This is a genomic window from Kocuria aegyptia (genome assembly GCF_039530085.1).
GTDB lineage: Bacteria > Actinomycetota > Actinomycetes > Actinomycetales > Micrococcaceae > Kocuria > Kocuria aegyptia.
Window position 1 is genome coordinate 684,598 of sequence record NZ_BAAAOA010000046.1, and the last position, 15,184, is coordinate 699,781.

12 protein-coding genes are annotated in these 15,184 nt (G+C 75.3%); 9 read left to right on the top strand and 3 right to left on the bottom strand.

All coding sequences use genetic code 11. The annotated features are described in order from the left end of the window. Positions 1-105 precede the first annotated feature (105 nt). From ABD220_RS17440 to ABD220_RS17460, 5 genes are all read left to right on the top strand, one after another. On the top strand, positions 106-819 hold the full coding sequence (locus ABD220_RS17440) for a demethylmenaquinone methyltransferase (protein ID WP_344124745.1): 714 nt from the start codon (positions 106-108) through the stop codon (positions 817-819). Next, complete coding sequence (locus ABD220_RS17445) at positions 816-2,111, top strand: geranylgeranyl reductase family protein (RefSeq protein ID WP_344124746.1); 1,296 nt, start codon at positions 816-818, stop codon at positions 2,109-2,111. Before ABD220_RS17440 ends, ABD220_RS17445 begins: the two co-directional genes overlap by 4 nt. Before the next feature lie 11 nt (positions 2,112-2,122). Beyond that, the gene (locus tag ABD220_RS17450; RefSeq protein WP_425552585.1) at positions 2,123-3,190 is read left to right on the top strand and encodes a polyprenyl synthetase family protein; all 1,068 of its coding nucleotides are present in this window, start codon (positions 2,123-2,125) and stop codon (positions 3,188-3,190) included. Between the two features lie 105 nt (positions 3,191-3,295). After that, the gene (locus tag ABD220_RS17455; protein WP_344124747.1) at positions 3,296-5,071 is read left to right on the top strand and encodes a sodium-dependent transporter; all 1,776 of its coding nucleotides are present in this window, start codon (positions 3,296-3,298) and stop codon (positions 5,069-5,071) included. Next, positions 5,068-5,217: a methionine/alanine import family NSS transporter small subunit gene (locus tag ABD220_RS17460; protein ID WP_344124748.1), complete on the top strand. Its 150-nt coding sequence runs from the start codon at positions 5,068-5,070 to the stop codon at positions 5,215-5,217. Before ABD220_RS17455 ends, ABD220_RS17460 begins: the two co-directional genes overlap by 4 nt. Positions 5,218-5,425: 208 nt before the next feature. Here ABD220_RS17460 and rarD read toward each other — a convergent pair whose 3' ends face one another. Both rarD and ABD220_RS17470 read right to left on the bottom strand, forming a co-directional pair. Next, the gene (gene rarD, locus ABD220_RS17465; RefSeq protein WP_344124749.1) at positions 5,426-6,358 is read right to left on the bottom strand and encodes an EamA family transporter RarD; all 933 of its coding nucleotides are present in this window, start codon (positions 6,356-6,358) and stop codon (positions 5,426-5,428) included. 21 nt (positions 6,359-6,379) lie between these two features. Further along, positions 6,380-7,645 carry a DUF6882 domain-containing protein gene (locus ABD220_RS17470; RefSeq protein ID WP_344124750.1) on the bottom strand — a complete coding sequence of 422 codons (1,266 nt, stop codon included), beginning with the start codon at positions 7,643-7,645 and terminating at the stop codon, positions 6,380-6,382. 213 nt (positions 7,646-7,858) lie between these two features. Between ABD220_RS17470 and ABD220_RS17475 the strand changes: the two genes are divergently transcribed. Continuing rightward, positions 7,859-9,286, top strand: a complete 1,428-nt coding sequence (locus tag ABD220_RS17475; protein ID WP_344124751.1) for an SseB family protein — start codon at positions 7,859-7,861, stop codon at positions 9,284-9,286. Between the two features lie 14 nt (positions 9,287-9,300). Here ABD220_RS17475 and ABD220_RS17480 read toward each other — a convergent pair whose 3' ends face one another. Then, complete coding sequence (locus ABD220_RS17480) at positions 9,301-9,789, bottom strand: Fur family transcriptional regulator (RefSeq protein ID WP_344124752.1); 489 nt, start codon at positions 9,787-9,789, stop codon at positions 9,301-9,303. A 260-nt stretch (positions 9,790-10,049) separates the two neighbouring features. On the opposite strand from ABD220_RS17480, the gene ABD220_RS17485 reads away from it, so the two are divergent. The 3 genes from ABD220_RS17485 to htpX all read left to right on the top strand — a co-directional run bounded on the left by ABD220_RS17485 (position 10,050) and on the right by htpX (position 15,116). Continuing rightward, the gene (locus ABD220_RS17485; protein ID WP_344124754.1) at positions 10,050-11,999 is read left to right on the top strand and encodes a zf-HC2 domain-containing protein; all 1,950 of its coding nucleotides are present in this window, start codon (positions 10,050-10,052) and stop codon (positions 11,997-11,999) included. Positions 12,000-12,256: 257 nt separating this feature from the next. After that, positions 12,257-14,080 carry a zf-HC2 domain-containing protein gene (locus tag ABD220_RS17490; RefSeq protein WP_344124755.1) on the top strand — a complete coding sequence of 608 codons (1,824 nt, stop codon included), beginning with the start codon at positions 12,257-12,259 and terminating at the stop codon, positions 14,078-14,080. Positions 14,081-14,231: 151 nt separating this feature from the next. After that, positions 14,232-15,116: a zinc metalloprotease HtpX gene (gene htpX, locus ABD220_RS17495; protein ID WP_344124756.1), complete on the top strand. Its 885-nt coding sequence runs from the start codon at positions 14,232-14,234 to the stop codon at positions 15,114-15,116. Positions 15,117-15,184 lie beyond the last annotated feature (68 nt).

Here is a 15,184-nt window from a genome sequence, read left to right on the forward strand (position 1 = left end):
CAGCCCCGGGCCGCGCTCCCGCGGGAGGGGCGCCGGGGCGGGGCGCCGGGAGCCGCCGGGGAGGACCCGGGCGGGGCCGTCGGGACGAGGTGCGACAATGACCGGGTGAACCGAGCAGACCTGTCCAAGCAGCCGCACGAAGTCTCCGCCATGTTCGACGACGTGGCGCCCCGCTACGACCTCGTCAACGACATCCTCTCGCTGGGGCGGACCCGCGGCTGGCGCAGGGTCGTCGCGGAGGCCGTCGGCGCCGTGCCGGGGGAGAAGGTCCTCGACCTCGCCGCCGGGACCGGGACCTCGTCCGAGCCGTACGCGGACGCGGGCGTCGACGTCGTGGCCGCGGACCTCTCGCTCGGAATGCTCGAGGTGGGCCGCGCCCGCCGCCCCGACATCGAGTTCGTCCAGGCCGACGCCACGCAGCTGCCGTTCGCGGACGCGTCCTTCGACGCCGTGACCATCTCCTTCGGCCTGCGCAACATCCAGGACTACCGCCGCGCGCTCGCCGAGATGCTGCGGGTCGCCCGTCCGGGCGGCCGGCTCGTGATCTGCGAGTTCTCGACCCCCACGGCGGCCCCGCTGCGCACCGTCTACACGGAGTACCTCATGAAGGCGCTGCCCGGGATCGCCGCGCGCGCGGCGTCCAACCCGGAGGCCTACCGGTACCTCGCCGAGTCCATCGCGGCGTGGCCGGACCAGGAGGACCTCGCCGCCGAGATCCTCGCGGCCGGCTGGACCGGCGTGCAGTACCGCAACCTCACGGGCGGCATCGTGGCCGTGCACCGGGCGGTCAAGCCCGCCGCGGACGCCCCCGCCCGATGAGGGCCCTCGTCCTCGGCGGCGGGCCGGCCGGCGCCACGGCCGGGTACTGGCTCGCCGCGCACGGGATCGAGGTCACCGTCCTGGAGAAGACCGCGTTCCCGCGGGAGAAGGTCTGCGGCGACGGGCTGACCCCGCGCGCCGTGCGCGAGATGCAGCTCATGGGCCTCCCGCACGGGCCCGAGCTCGGCTACACCCGCAACCGGGGGCTGCGGCTCGTGGCCCGCGAGCGCAGCGTCGAGGTGCCGTGGCCCGAACTGAGCGACTTCCCGCCCTACGGGCTCGTGCGCACCCGGCTGGGCTTCGACGAGCAGCTGGCCGGGCACGCCCGCGCCGCCGGGGCCCGGGTCCTCGAGCGCCGGGCCGTGTCCGGGGTGCTGCGCGACGGCACCGGCCGGGTCGTCGGCGCCCGCGCCAACGTCCTCGACGCCGCCGGGCGGCGCACCGGCGAGACCGAGGAGCACCGCGCCGACGTCGTGCTCGCCGCCGACGGCAACTCCTCCCGCACCGCGGTCTCCGCCGGGCTGCACAAGCGGGACGACCGGCCGATGGGGGTGGCGGTGCGCGCCTACTTCGAGTCCCCGCGCACGGACCTGGACTGGATGGAGGGCTGGCTGGAGCTCACCGACGGCACGGACCCGCAGCGGGCGCTGCTGCCCGGCTACGGGTGGGTCTTCGGCGTCGGGGACGGCACCGCCAACGTGGGGCTGGGGATCCTGGACACCTCCCCGGCGTTCGGGGCCCTGGACTACCGGAAGGTGCTCGCCGACTGGACGGCGTCCATGCCCGCCGAATGGACGTTCGACGAGGCCCACCGCCGCGGCCGCGTGCTCGGCGCGGCCCTGCCGATGGCCTTCAACCGCACACCGCACCACGTCCCGGGGATGCTGCTGCTGGGCGACGCCGCCGGCCTGGTCTCCCCGTTCAACGGGGAGGGGATCTCCAACGCGATGGAGTCCGCCCGCTACGCCGCCGAGCACGTCGTGGCGGCCGCGGCCGCCAACGGCCCGGCCCAGCGGGAGCTCGTGCTCGCCGGCTACCCCGACCGGGTCCGGCAGGAGTGGGGCGCCCACTTCACGCAGGGCCGGGTCCTGGCCCAGCTCATCGGCAGCCCAGCCGTGATGCAGGCCGCCGTGCGCACCGGCATGGCCGTGCCCGCGCTGATGCGCTTCGTGGTCCGGGTCATGACGGAGCTCTCCGACCGTCCCGCCGCCACGTGGGAGGACCGCGTGGTCGGCCTCCTGGACGCCCTGACGCCCGCGACCGGCAACACCCGCCCCCCGAAAACTCGCTAGAGTAGTGGACCGTGACTGAATCCTCCTCCTCGAGCGCCGACGGCCCCGCCACGGGTCCCGGCACCGATCAGGTGAAGCTGCCCGCCGGCTTCGACCTCATCGCGTCCGACGACCGGCTGGGGCCGGTCGTGCTGGGGGCGCTCGCCCGGATCGAGGAGCGGCTGGACGAGGCGGTGCGCAGCGCCGACCACCTGGCCGACATCACCTCCCGCCACCTGCTCCAGGCCGGCGGCAAGCGCGTGCGGCCCCTGCTGACCGTGCTGGCGGGGGAGATCGGCGGCGGCATCAACGACGCCGTCCTCGAGTCCGCGGCCGTCGTCGAGCTCACGCACCTGGCGACCCTCTACCACGACGACGTCATGGACTCCGCGCCGCTGCGGCGCGGCGTCGCGACCGCGCAGACCGTGTGGGGCAACTCGGTGGCCATCCTCACGGGTGACCTCATCTTCGCCCGCGCCTCGTCGATGGTCTCGGAGCTCGGCCAGCGCGCGCTCAGGATCCAGGCGGACACGTTCGAGCGGCTCGTGCTCGGCCAGCTGCACGAGACGGTCGGCCCGCGCGACGGGCAGGACCCGCTGGAGCACTACCTCGACGTGCTGGGGGGCAAGACCGGCTCCCTCATCGCGGCGTGCGGGCACTTCGGCGCCGTCCTGGCCGGGGCCGAGCAGGACGTCGTGGACGTGATGGTCGAGTACGGGGAGAAGGTGGGCATCGCCTTCCAGCTCGCCGACGACGTGATCGACGTGACCGGCGAGGACGAGGTGTCCGGGAAGTCGCCCGGCACCGACCTCCGCGAGGGGGTGCCCACCCTGCCCGTGCTGATCCTGCGCCGGATGGCGGGGGAGGGCGACGACGAGGCGGTCCGCGCCCTCGCGCTCCTCGACGGCGACCTCACCTCGGACGAGGCCCTCGCCCGGGCCGTGGCCGCGGTCTCGGGGCACCGCGCCACCGAGGAGGCCTGGCGGATCGCCCGGCAGTGGGCCGACGAGGCCATCGCCTCCCTGGAGCCCCTGCCGGACACGGTGGCCAAGCGCGCGCTCGTGGCGTTCGCGCACGCCGTCGTCCACCGCGAGGCCTGAGCCGCTCGGGCGCGGCCGAGGGCCGTCGCGCCGGGTGTGGTTCCCGCGGTCCCACGGGCTAGCCTGGAGCCGTCCCCAGACCACTTCCCGCACCCGAGGACGACCATGACCCCACAGTCCCCACCCGGCCGTGCCGCCGCGCCCCGCGAGGCGTTCTCCAGCCGCACCGTCTTCATCCTGGCCGCGATCGGCTCCGCCGTCGGCCTCGGCAACATCTGGCGCTTCCCCTACATCGCCTACGAGAACGGCGGCGGGGCGTTCCTGATCCCGTACCTCGTCGCGCTGCTCACGGCCGGCCTGCCGCTGCTGATGCTCGAGTACGGCATCGGCCACCGCTTCCGCGCCTCGGCGCCGCTGGCCTACCGCCGCCTGCACCCGAAGACCGAGTGGATCGGCTGGTGGCAGATGGGCATCAGCTTCGTGATCGCCGTCTACTACGCCGTCATCCTCGGCTGGGCGATGCTGTACACCTACTTCTCCTTCGGCAAGGCCTGGGGGGACGACCCCGGCACGTTCTTCCTCTCGGACGTCCTGCAGACCTCCGAGGAGGTCGGCGTGGGCCTCGACTTCGTCCCCAACGTGCTGGCCGTCACGGCCGTCGCCTGGATCGCGCTGCTCGTGGTGCTGCTGCTGGGCGTGCAGAAGGGCATCGGCCGGGTGAACCTCGTGCTGATCCCGCTGCTGGTGCTGATGTTCCTCACCATCGTGGTCATCGCGCTGACCCTGCCGGGCGCCACCGACGGTCTCAACGCGTTCTTCACGCCGGACTGGGGGGCCCTGACGGACAGCGCCGTGTGGGTCGCCGCCTACGGCCAGATCTTCTTCTCGCTCTCGGTCGGCTTCGGCATCATGATCACCTACTCGTCCTACCTCAAGCCGAAGACCGACCTCACCGGTTCCGGGCTCGTGGTCGGCTTCGGCAACTCCAGCTTCGAGATCCTCGCCGGCATCGGCGTCTTCGCGGCGCTGGGGTTCATGGCCGGGGTCTCCGGGGTGGGCGTGGACGAGGTCGCGACCTCGGGCATCGGCCTGGCGTTCATCGCGTTCCCGACGATCATCTCCCAGGCGCCGCTCGGCACGCTCATCGGCGTGCTCTTCTTCGCGACCCTCACCTTCGCGGGCTTCACCTCGCTCGTGTCGATCGTCGAGGTCGTCGTGGCCGCGGCCCAGGACAAGCTGGGCCTGCGCCGGCGCACCGCAGTGGTGGCCGTCGTGGTGCCCATGGCGCTGATCTCCCTGGCCCTGTTCACCACCACCACGGGGCTGAACCTGCTGGACGTCACGGACAACTTCGTCAACCAGTTCGGCATCGTCGCCGCGGCACTGGTGTCCATCATGCTGCTCACGGCCGGTTTCTCCGCGCTGCCCACCCTGCGGGACCACCTGAACTCGGTGTCCTCCTTCACGCTGGGCCGCACCTGGATGGTCGTGGTCGGCGGGATCACCCCGATCATGCTGGGCTACATCCTCATCAACACGCTGACCACCACCCTGGCGGAGGGCTACGGCGAGATGCCCGCGTGGTTCGTCAACACGTTCGGCTGGGGCACGGCCCTCGCGATCATCGTCGTCGCGCTGCTGCTCTCCCGGCTGCCGTGGCCGGCGGGCTCGGCGGCCTCGGACCTCAGCCCGTCGCCGGCCATCGTCGACGCCTCCGTGGACCGGCGCCGGCTGCAGGGCGGCCAGCCGCTCTCGCGCTGGTCGGACACCGCGCTGCGGACCCCGGCCCTCGACCAGGACTTCTCCTACCGATCCCTCGCCGAGGGCACGGCCGGTTCCACGGGCCGGCACGCGGAGGCCCCCGCCGGGGAGACCGGCCGGGCCCCCTGGAGCTCCGGCGCCACGTCCAGCACCACCGGATCCCAGGAGGACCCCCGATGACCACTCCCGCCATCATCATGCTCGTCGTCGCCGTGTGCACGGTCTGGGGCGGCTTCATCGCCGCCGTCGTCCACCTCCGGCGCACCCCGGAGGTGGACGAGAACGACCAGGGCTTCGGCAGCGACGACTACGTCCGCACGACCTGACCCCATCCGGGCCCCGGGTACAGCAGGAGGGCTCCTGGCACCGCGCGGTGCCAGGAGCCCTCCTGCTCGTTGCCGGCCGTCTCCCCGGACCCGGGCGCGGCGTGCCCGGTGCGGTCGGCTCCGGCACGGCAGGTCCTGCACGGACCGGATCCGGCGCCGCAGGTCATGCGCGGGCCGGGCCCGGCGGGTCAGGTCCCGTACGGGGCGCTCAGGCGCGGCGGGCCCGCGGGGTGCGCACCGCGTCCAGCACGAGCAGCAGCACCGCGAGCCACACGAAGCAGAAGCTCACCCAGCGCTCCAGGGGCATCTGCTCGCCGAGGACGAGCACGGCCAGGAGGAACTGCATGATGGGAGTCAGGTACTGGATCATGCCCACGGTGCTCAGCGGCAGCCGGCTCGCCGCGGCGCCGAAGAGGATCAACGGCACGGCCGTGATCACTCCGGCGGCCAGCAGCAGCAGCGCGTGGCCCGTTCCCTCCGTCCCGAGGGTCAGCGACCCGTCCGCCGCCAGCGCCGCCACGACCACCGCGGCCACGGGAGTCAGGGCCATCGTTTCCACGGTCAGGGTCACGACGGCGGGGAAGGCCCCGCCCATCCGGTTCTTGACCAGCCCGTAGAGGCCGAAGGAGAAGGCGAGGCCGAGGGAGAGCCAGGGCACGCTGCCGTAGAAGACGGCCATGACCACGACCGCGACGAACCCGATCCCCACGGCTGCCCACTGCAGGGCCCGCATCCGCTCCCGCAGCACCACCACGCCGAGCAGGATGGCCACGAGCGGGTTGATGAAGTAGCCCAGGGAGGCCTCGATGGTGTGCCCTGTGGTCGTCGCGACCACGTAGAGGAACCAGTTGATCCCGATGAGCAGGCCCGCGAGAGCGAGTGCGGCCAGGGTGCGGGGGGAGCGGAGCGCCCGTCCCAGCGTGCCCAGCTGCCGGGTGAGGGCCAGCAGCGCCAGGCAGAACACCAGGGAGAAGAGCACGCGCAGCGCCACGATCTCCAAGGGGCCGGCCGGGTCCAGGACGACGAAGTAGAGAGGCAGCAGGCCCCAGATGCCGTAGGCCCCGAATCCGGCCAGCAGACCGGCCCGGGTCCTCGACTGCTCGTCGGGCTCCGGGCCGGGCGCGGTGTTGTATGCGGTCACGCTCGAGGGTACCGCCGGGGGTCAGAGGCCGAAGAATCGGCTGAAGAAGCCCTTCCTCCGCTCGCCCTGCTCCTCCTCGGCGGGCTCCTCGCCCTCCACCACGGGCTCCGTCCCGGCGCTGTCCGGCACGCCGGGGCCGGCCACGACCTCGCGCTCGACCTCGCGCTCCGCCTTCGGCGCCGCGACGGGCTCCGGGCGCGGGGCGGACGCGGCCTCGGGCACCTCCTCGGGGGCCGGCCCGACCGGCTCGGGGCCGGGCACCACCGTGGTGCTCACGCGGCCCGGGCGCACGTCCCGGTCCGAGGGCTCCTGGTCGAACGGCAGGTCCGCACCGGCGTGCGCGGCGGCCGGCTCCTCCGCCTCCGGGGACTCCTCGGCCGGCTCGGGCTGGGCCCGCGCGTGCTCCGTCTCGACGAAGTCGGGCACCTCGATCGGCTCGGCCTGCTCCTGCGGGGCCTTCTCGGACACCGGGGTCTCGGCGGGTGCTGCAGCCGCGGCGCTCCGCGGCTCGGCCTCCTGCCGAGCGGCCGTGGCCTCGGCGGCGGCGCGGTCCTGGCGCAGGGTGGCGGCGCGTGCGCGGGCGTCGGCCACCAGGTCCACCAGGATCTCGGGGCCCACGGCCGGCTCGGCGGGCTCGACGCCGGAGATCTGGTGGTCGTCGAACCAGAACCGCTGCGCGCCGTCCCGGACGGTCACCACGCACGTGGCCTCGGTGTCCCACTCGATGTGGGCGCCGCGCAGCTTGGCGTAGGAGTCGACGGCGAGGTTGTGGTCCACCGCGGTGTCCGTGGTCAGCGCTTCGGCGATGACCCGCATCATCCGCTCCACGGTGAGCTCCGGCAGCTCGAACTCCGGTCCGTCCAGCAGCAGCCACGCGGTCACGCCGCCACCCGCTCCGGCGGGGTAGTGCGCGTACACGCCCGTCACCGCCTTGGCCGCCAGGGTCAGCCGGCGGGCCAGGCCCTCGGCCACGGGCAGCTCGTCGGTGGACAGCTCGTCCACGCCCAGCCGCTCCCCGGCCTCGCGGGCCTGGACCGCCGCGGAGACCACCTCGGCGGGGAAGTGGCCCAGCTCCTGCCAGGACCAGATCCAGGTCCCGCGGGAGGCGGACTCGGTGCCCAGCAGGTAGGGGGTGAGGGTCACGGGGGGCTCGGTCTGCAGGGTGAACGCCGGCGCGGAGAAGTCGACGTCCCACCCGGCGCCCTGGGTCAGCTCGGCCAGCCTGGCCTGGTACTCGGTCGAGATGAAGATCGACTCGTCGATCAGATCCTGCAGCGTTTTCGTCATGCGTCCAGGCTAGCAACCCTCGCGGGTGCGGGCGCGTCACGGCGGGCGCCGCCCGGTGCGTCGGCGCGGTGCCGGACGGCCGTTCCGCCTGCCGCGACCGGGGGCCGCATGGGTAGGGTGGGGACGGGACCTCCGGAGCCCGGCGGCGCCGCGCCCGCCCCCTGACCACCACGATCGTCATAGGCCCCCCGCGGGCCGGGAACGAGCCACCGCATGAGCGAGACCCCCGCCACCCCGACCCCCGGACCGGCCCGGCAGGAGCTGCTGAACACGATCGGCTCGTGGGTGCTCTCCGTGCTGCGCACGGAGCCGGGGTGGGACCGGATGGTCGTGGACCTCAAGGTCCAGGGCGGGCGCGTGCACCTGAGCGTGCGCGAGCAGCGGGGCCAGGAGGTGGTGCCCGGCACCGCGGGACCCATCAAGGAGGACAGTGCCGTCATCCCCGCCGTCGAGCGGCTGCGGGAGAACGTCCACGTCCCGGGGCGCGGGACGTGGTTCACCGCCACGGTCGTGATTCTCGCCGAGGGCTGGCCCGAGCCGACCCACCGGATCGGGGGGACCTACGACCTCGACGGCGAACCCCGCCAGTGGGGGACCGAGGGCCCGTTCACGGCCCAGGACGTCCTGGCCCACCTCGAGCGCTTTCCGCGGACCCGCGCCCGGATCCCGGCGTGGGCCGCCGAGCTGGCCCGGCGGGACGGCGTCGAGCTGCCCGTCCTCGCCCCCGGCGCCGAGCAGCCGGCCGACCCCGGGGGAGTCGTCCACCCCCTGGTGCGGGCGGCCGTCGACCGGTTCGTGAGCGCCCCGGACAACAAGGCGATGATCGAGGTCGTCCGCCAGTGCATGGCGGGCTCCCTGCTGCTGGACGTCACGGCGAGCGACCTCGTGGCGGGCCCGGGCGGTGAGGCCGTGGGGCCGGAGTCGACCCTGCGCGTGCAGACCCTGCGGGAGCCCGACGGCACGCGGTCGCTCGCCGCGTACACCTCGGCCGCGGAGGCCCAGGCCATGTTCGACCGCCACCACCCGGAGGGCGGGACGCCCGTGCTGCTGCGCGAGTCCGCCGTGAAGGTGCTGAAGATGCTGGCGGACGACCCGCAGCACGACCACCTGGTCATCGACCCCGCCCACCGGGGCTGCCGGATCGGCCGGCCCCAGGTCGAGTGGGCGATGCGGGCCCCGCGCAACGACGCCGTGAAGACCGCGATGCTCGAGAACAACATGTCGCAGCTGCTCGCCGGGCTCCTGGCCCCGGACGCGGTGCTGCTGCTGGGTGCGCGCGTGCAGGACGGGCGGGCCGTGCCCGTGTACGCGAAGCCGCAGGAGGAGGGCGCCGCGCCGGACACCCTCATGCTGTTCACGTCCGCGCCTGAGATCGCCGTGCTGGACACCACCCTGGAGGTCCGCTCCGCACCGGCCCGCCAGGCGCTGCGCTTCGCCCTCGACGCCGGGGCGCGGAAGGTCAGCATCAACGCGCACCCTCCGGTGACCACCCTCAGCGCCGACCAGCTCCGGGACCTCCTGGCTCTGGTGGAGGACGAGCCCGTCGAGAAGGATGCCGTCGGGAACGGGCCCGCGGAGAAGGAGCCGGGACGGGCGGGGTCCTCCGGGGCGGAGGCCGGGCAGGGTCCGGACAGGAGCTGAGGCCGGGCGGGCCGTCAGTCCGCCGTGGAGGGGGACTGTGCGGGCGCCGGGCCGGCGGCGAGGCAGTCGGCGCAGATGCCCTGGTAGACGACGTCGGCGGTGAGCAGCTGCATGCCGTGGTGCTCGGAGGGCGTGAGGCACGGGGTGTGGCCGACGGCGCAGTCGACGTCGGCGACGGTTCCGCAGCGCACGCAGTACGCGTGGTGGTGGTTGTCCCCGGTGCGGGTCTCGTACAGGGCCGGCGATGCGGGCGGCTCGAACTTGCGGACCATGCCGACGGTGGTGAGGTCGGAGAGGACCACGTAGACGGACTGGAGCGTGATCGCCGGCAGCGCCGTGCGGACGTCCGCGAGGACCTCGTCGGCAGTGGAGTGCGGGCGGCGGTCCACCGCGTCGAGGACGGCCAGCCGCTGCTTGGTGACCCGGCGGCCGTGGGAGCGCAGCAGGTCCGACCACGCGGCGGCCCGGGCGGTGTCCGGTGCGAGGCGTTCGGTTGTCTGCATCCCTCCACCGTACCGTTATCACGATGGACTCACAATAGTGGGCCGCCTCCGCCTCCCGGCGTGTTCGCCGTGGTCATCCCGCGTGACCGTTCGGGTCGTGCCCGCGGTCATCGGCTTTCACCCGGCTCTGACCTGCGCCTACGATGTGCACGGGGGATGGGGGTCCGGCACCGCCGTCGTGGCGTGCGCGCCCGCGGCGCGGACGGGACGTTCCCGAAGCTCTTTCTTCCCGAACGACCGCGACCACCACGGAGACAGACATGACGCGTCCTGCCCACGCCCGCTCGAACGGCCCCACCGGGGACGTGGAGGCCCTCCGCGACGACGTCCTCCTCGACGCCGCCCACTCCGGGGACGCCGGCGCCTTCGGGGTGCTGCGGGAGCGCTACCACGGCACGGCCCTCGCCGTGGCGCGGTCGCGGAGCGGCAGCGCGGAGGAGGCGGAGCGCGTCGCCGCGGCGGCTCTCGGGCGCGTCGAGCAGATCGTCGGCGAGGGCGGCGGTCCGCGCGCCTTCCTCGGGGCCTTCGTCGTGTGGATGGTCGGGCGGGAGGCCGACGGCGGGACGCGGCCGGTCGCGCTGCCGGACGATCCCGCGGACCCCACGTCCCTGGTCCGGGTCTTCAGCGGCCTGCCCGCCGAGTGGCAGGCCTTCCTCTGGCGCACCGAGGTCCTGGGCCACAGCGCCCGCCGGGCCGCGGCGGCGCTGGGTCTCGGCGCGGTCGCGGCCGCCGGTCTGCACCGCGACATGGTCCGGGGGCTCCGGGGGCTCTACGGCCAGGCGGCGGCGGACCGGGCACCGGGACCGGACTGCGCGGAGTTCTCCGGCGAGCTGCCCCACTTCGTCCGCGGCACCCGCGGGCAACGGAGCCGGCGGGACGTCAAGGCGCACCTGGACGGGTGCGCGCGCTGCACCGCCGAGTACCTGAGCCGCCAGGACATCGGGACGGGCCTGCGCACCTGGACGCTCCCCGTGCTGGCCGGCCTGCCCCTGTGGGGCACCGAGGCCCTCGAGCTCGCGAACCTCATCGCCGGTGCCGGCGGACCCGACGGGGCAGGCGCGGCGACGGGCGCCGCCGCTGCTGCCGGTGCGGGTGCCGCTGCGGGGGGCGCTGCCCTCCGCGCCGGTACGGGGCCCTCCGGCGCCCGTCCGCACGGTGCCGCGGGAGCCTCCCCGTGGTCGGGCCGCAGGGCGAAGGTCCTCCTGGGCGCCGGTGCCCTGGCGACGGCCGTGGCGGTCGCCGCGGTGAGCGTGTCCGGCGGGGGCGAACCCGTCCCGGCCCCCGACAGTCTCGCCGCCGAGCAGGCGCCGCGCACCGCCGAGGACCTGCAGGACGCGCGCGCCGGCGATGCTGCGGCCGGGGCGGGGCAGGCCGACGACGACACCCCGGGCGCCGAGGGCGCCGCACCGGAGCGCGACGGTCGCTCGTCCCGCTCGGACGTGGCCGCCGCCGAGCAGGGCCCGGCCGGCGTCCCGGCCGGAGCGCTCGAGGACGGTGCAGGTTCGCAGGCAGCGGCGCTCGTGGCCGGGGCCGACCGGGACGGCGCAGCGGCCGACGCCGCCGCCGCGGGCGCGTCGGATCCGGCCGGGAGCGACGCGGTCGCCCGGCCGGGCGCAGGAGCGCAGCCGCCGGCGTCCGCACCGGGCGGGGTCCGTTCCGCGGCGTCCGGGACGCCCGGTGCGGCGTCGACCGGTGCGGCGTCGACCGGTGCGGCGTCGACCGGTGGAGCCGCCCGGGGCACGTCGTCCAGGGCCTCCTCCGCGAGCACGGCACCGGCACGGACGTCGGAGGCTTCCTCGAGCGCTCCTGCGCCGGCGCAGGAGACGGGAGCCCCCGCACCGGTGCAGGAGGCGGGCACCCCGTCGCCCGCTCCTTCGGTGCCGAGCTCCCTGCCGACCCTGGACCCCAGCCCGGCGCCGCTCAGGGCGCCGGTGCCGCCGGCCGGGACGACCCAGCCGCCGAGCAGCTCTGCCGGCACGGGCACCGCCCCCGGTGCCGGACGCCAGCACGTGCACCAGCGGGCCGGCGGCGCCCCCGCGGCGGGGCAGGCCGAGCCCGGGCCGCGCCACCGCGGGACGGACTGGCACCAGCACAAGTCCCAGGCCTGGAAGGACGCCGGTCGTCAGGGCCGTCACCTCGAGAAGGGACAGCGCGGCCGCGGTGGCCCGGGCGAGGGCAGGGGCCGGCAGCAGGACCACTCCCACCGCTGAGCGCCGGTCTTCGCCGGCGTCTCCCCGCAGCGCTGTGTTACGAACGGGAACGGCTCGTGACGGGGGAGGCGTGCCGCCGTCCGCCGGGGCGCTCTACCATGGGTTCGGGGGACCGGGGGGTCCACAGTCTCAGCAGCCGCACGCTATCGGCGGGCGCGACGTCATCGTGTTCGCAGGGGGCCGCGAGCCCGCGGCACCGCTCCCGGGTCGCCCGCACCGCAAGGTGACCGAGCGTTCCCGAGACCGACGGAGATCCCATGACGCGCACGACCGAGGCGCTCGCCCAGGGGCGCGAACCGCGCACCGACGAGGAGCTGCTCGCCGCGGTCCGGGCGCAGCGCCCCGACGCCTTCCCGGACCTGCGGGACCGGCACTGGCACACCGCCGTGGTCGTGGCCCGGCTGCACACTCCGAGCCGCCAGGACGCGGAGCAGCTGGCGGGCACGGCCTTCGACCAGGTCCTCGCGGAGATCGGTGACGAGAGCGGGGACGAGGGCGGACCGGGGGTCTTCCTGCGGGCACGGCTGGTCGCCGTCGTCGGACGGGCCGGCGTGGAGCGGGAGGTCGCGGCCGAGACGGTCACCGGCATCTATCTGGGCCTTCCGGCGTCCTGGCAGGCCGTGCTGTGGCACCTCGAGATCGAGGCCCTCGGGGTCGAGCGCACGGCCGCGGTGCTGGGACTGAGCCCGGCCGCTACCAGCGCGCTGCACCTCGAGGCGCGCGCAGGGCTTCGCGCCGCCTACCGCCGGGCCAGGCAGGACCTGCCGGCCCTGCCCGGGTGCCCGGACTGCGCGGCCGACCTCGGTGCCCTTGCCGACGGCGGCCTGCCCGCCGAGCGGACGCAAGCCGTGCAGCGCCACCTCGAGGAGTGCCCTCGCTGCACCGCCGACCACCTCTATCTGCAGGACACCGAAGCGGGCCTGCGCGGCTGGCTGCTGCCCGTGCTCGCCGGCGTGCCGCTGCGGGATGCCCGGACCGACGAGCTCGCGGAGCTGGTCCGGACCGCAGGACGGATGAGCGCCGGGCGGATCAGCGCGGCTCCGGGCACCGACGTGGCCGGCGGGGCCCTCGCCGCCGTCCACGTCTCCCGGCAGGGCCGGAAGGTGCTGCTCGGCGCCGGCGCCCTGGCGGCCGCCGTGGCGCTGGCAGGCGTAGCCGTCACGGGCTCCGGCGGTCTCGGCGACGGGACGACGCAGGCCACGGGGCGCACCGGCGGCTCCGGGGCGACGGCGCACTCCGCGCCGCCCGCTGTCCCGGGGGCCGGCGACGGCACGGCCACCGCGGCCCGCGGACCCGGTGCCGCGGTGCCCGGCGCCGCGGACAGGGTGCTGTCCCTGCCGACCTCCGAGCCGTCCCCCGGCCCGCTGACCGAAGCCGCCGCCGAGGCTCGGGCCGCCCGCGCGGACGGTGGGTCGATCACCGTCGCCGCCGCCGCGGCGGACGGTTCGGCCGCCGGCGCGCGAGGAGCTGGCGCCGACGCGTCGACGGGCCGTCGCACCGAGGCGGCACCCCGCACGCCGGGCAGCGTCCAGGACGACGGCCGCGCGCCTCGGCCCGCGGCGTCGGGCGCACAGTCGCCGGGCGCACAGTCCTCGGGTGCAGGATCCCCGGGCAGCGGCACCAGGGGCGGTTCGCCGGGGGCCGGTGGCGGGGCCGGCGCTCCGGCGCCGCCGCCCGCGGGTGACGACGGCGCCCGAGCCGGCGACGGCCCGGTCCGGCAGCCTCCGGCTGCCGGGACGCCTGCGCCCGAGGGACCGGCCGCTGGGATCCCCGGGCCGGAGCTCCCTGCGGCCGATGTCCCGGCGACCGAGGCTCCGGCGACCGAGGCTCCGGCGACCGAGGCCCCGGCGACCGAGGCCCCGACCGACGCGCCTCCCGCGGACGGAGCCCCGGGCAGCGGGGCGCCGACCACCGGGGCACCTGCGGACGGGACGCCGGCAACCGGGACCCCGGTCCCCGGTGCCCCGTCGGGCGAGGTCCCCGCGTCCGTTCCCCCGGCGTCCGAGCCTCCTCCCGAGGCGCCGGGTGATGCCGGTGTCACCGGTCCCTCCGACCCCATCGGCCCGTCCGCCGGAGAGTGACCGCGGACCGTCCCCCCCGAGGGCGGACGACAGGACACCGGGAACCGGCTGGGAGGTTGCTGAACGTTGTCCGGCCCGGGAAGACCGGCGCCGCCGGCGAGGTTGTGCCCAACGGAAGACCCGCCTCCCGCACGAAGGAGCCACACCCGCGATGCACAACCACAACAACGGGCTCAAGACCGTCCTGCTTCTCGGCGGCTTGTGGGCGGTGCTGCTGGCCATCGGGTGGGTCGTGGCGAGCGGGACGGGCAGCAGCGTCTTCATCTGGGTCTTCGCCCTGATCGGCCTGGCCTCCACGGCGTACAGCTACTGGAACAGCGACAAGCTCGCGCTGCGCTCCATGCGCGCCATCCCCGTCACCGAGCAGCAGGCACCGGGGTACTACCGGATCGTGCGGGAGCTGTCAAAGCGGGCGAACCAGCCGATGCCCCGCCTGTTCATCGCGCCGACGATGAGCCCGAACGCCTTCGCCACCGGGCGCAACCCGGAGAACTCGGCGGTCTGCGTGACCGAGGGCATCCTCCAGCTGCTCGACGAGCGCGAGCTGCGGGGCGTGCTCGGCCACGAGCTGATGCACGTCTACAACCGTGACATCCTCACGTCCTCGATCGCCGCGGCCGTGGCCGGCATCATCACCTCGGCCGCGCAGTTCCTCCAGTTCACGGCCATCTTCGGCGGTGGGCGGGGCGGTGACCGCGGCAATCCCCTGGTGGGGCTGGTCCTGGCCTTCCTGGCGCCGCTGGCCGCGACCGTCATCCAGCTCGCGGTGTCCCGCACGCGCGAGTACGACGCCGACCAGGACGGCGCGAGGCTCACGGGGGACCCGCTCGCCCTGGCCTCGGCCCTGCGCAAGATCGAGATGGGCACGAACGCCCGGCCGCTGAATCCCGCCGACCAGAAGCTCGTCAACACCTCGCACCTGATGATCGCCAACCCGTTCCGGGGCGGCGGCGCGGCGAGCCTGTTCCGCACCCACCCGCCGACCGCGGACCGCGTGGCCCGGCTCGAGGGCATGGCGGGCATCGGCCGCCGCTGATCCTCGACGACGACGGTGCCGACCACTCCACGGGATGGTCGGTGCCATCGGCGCACGAGCGGGGCCAC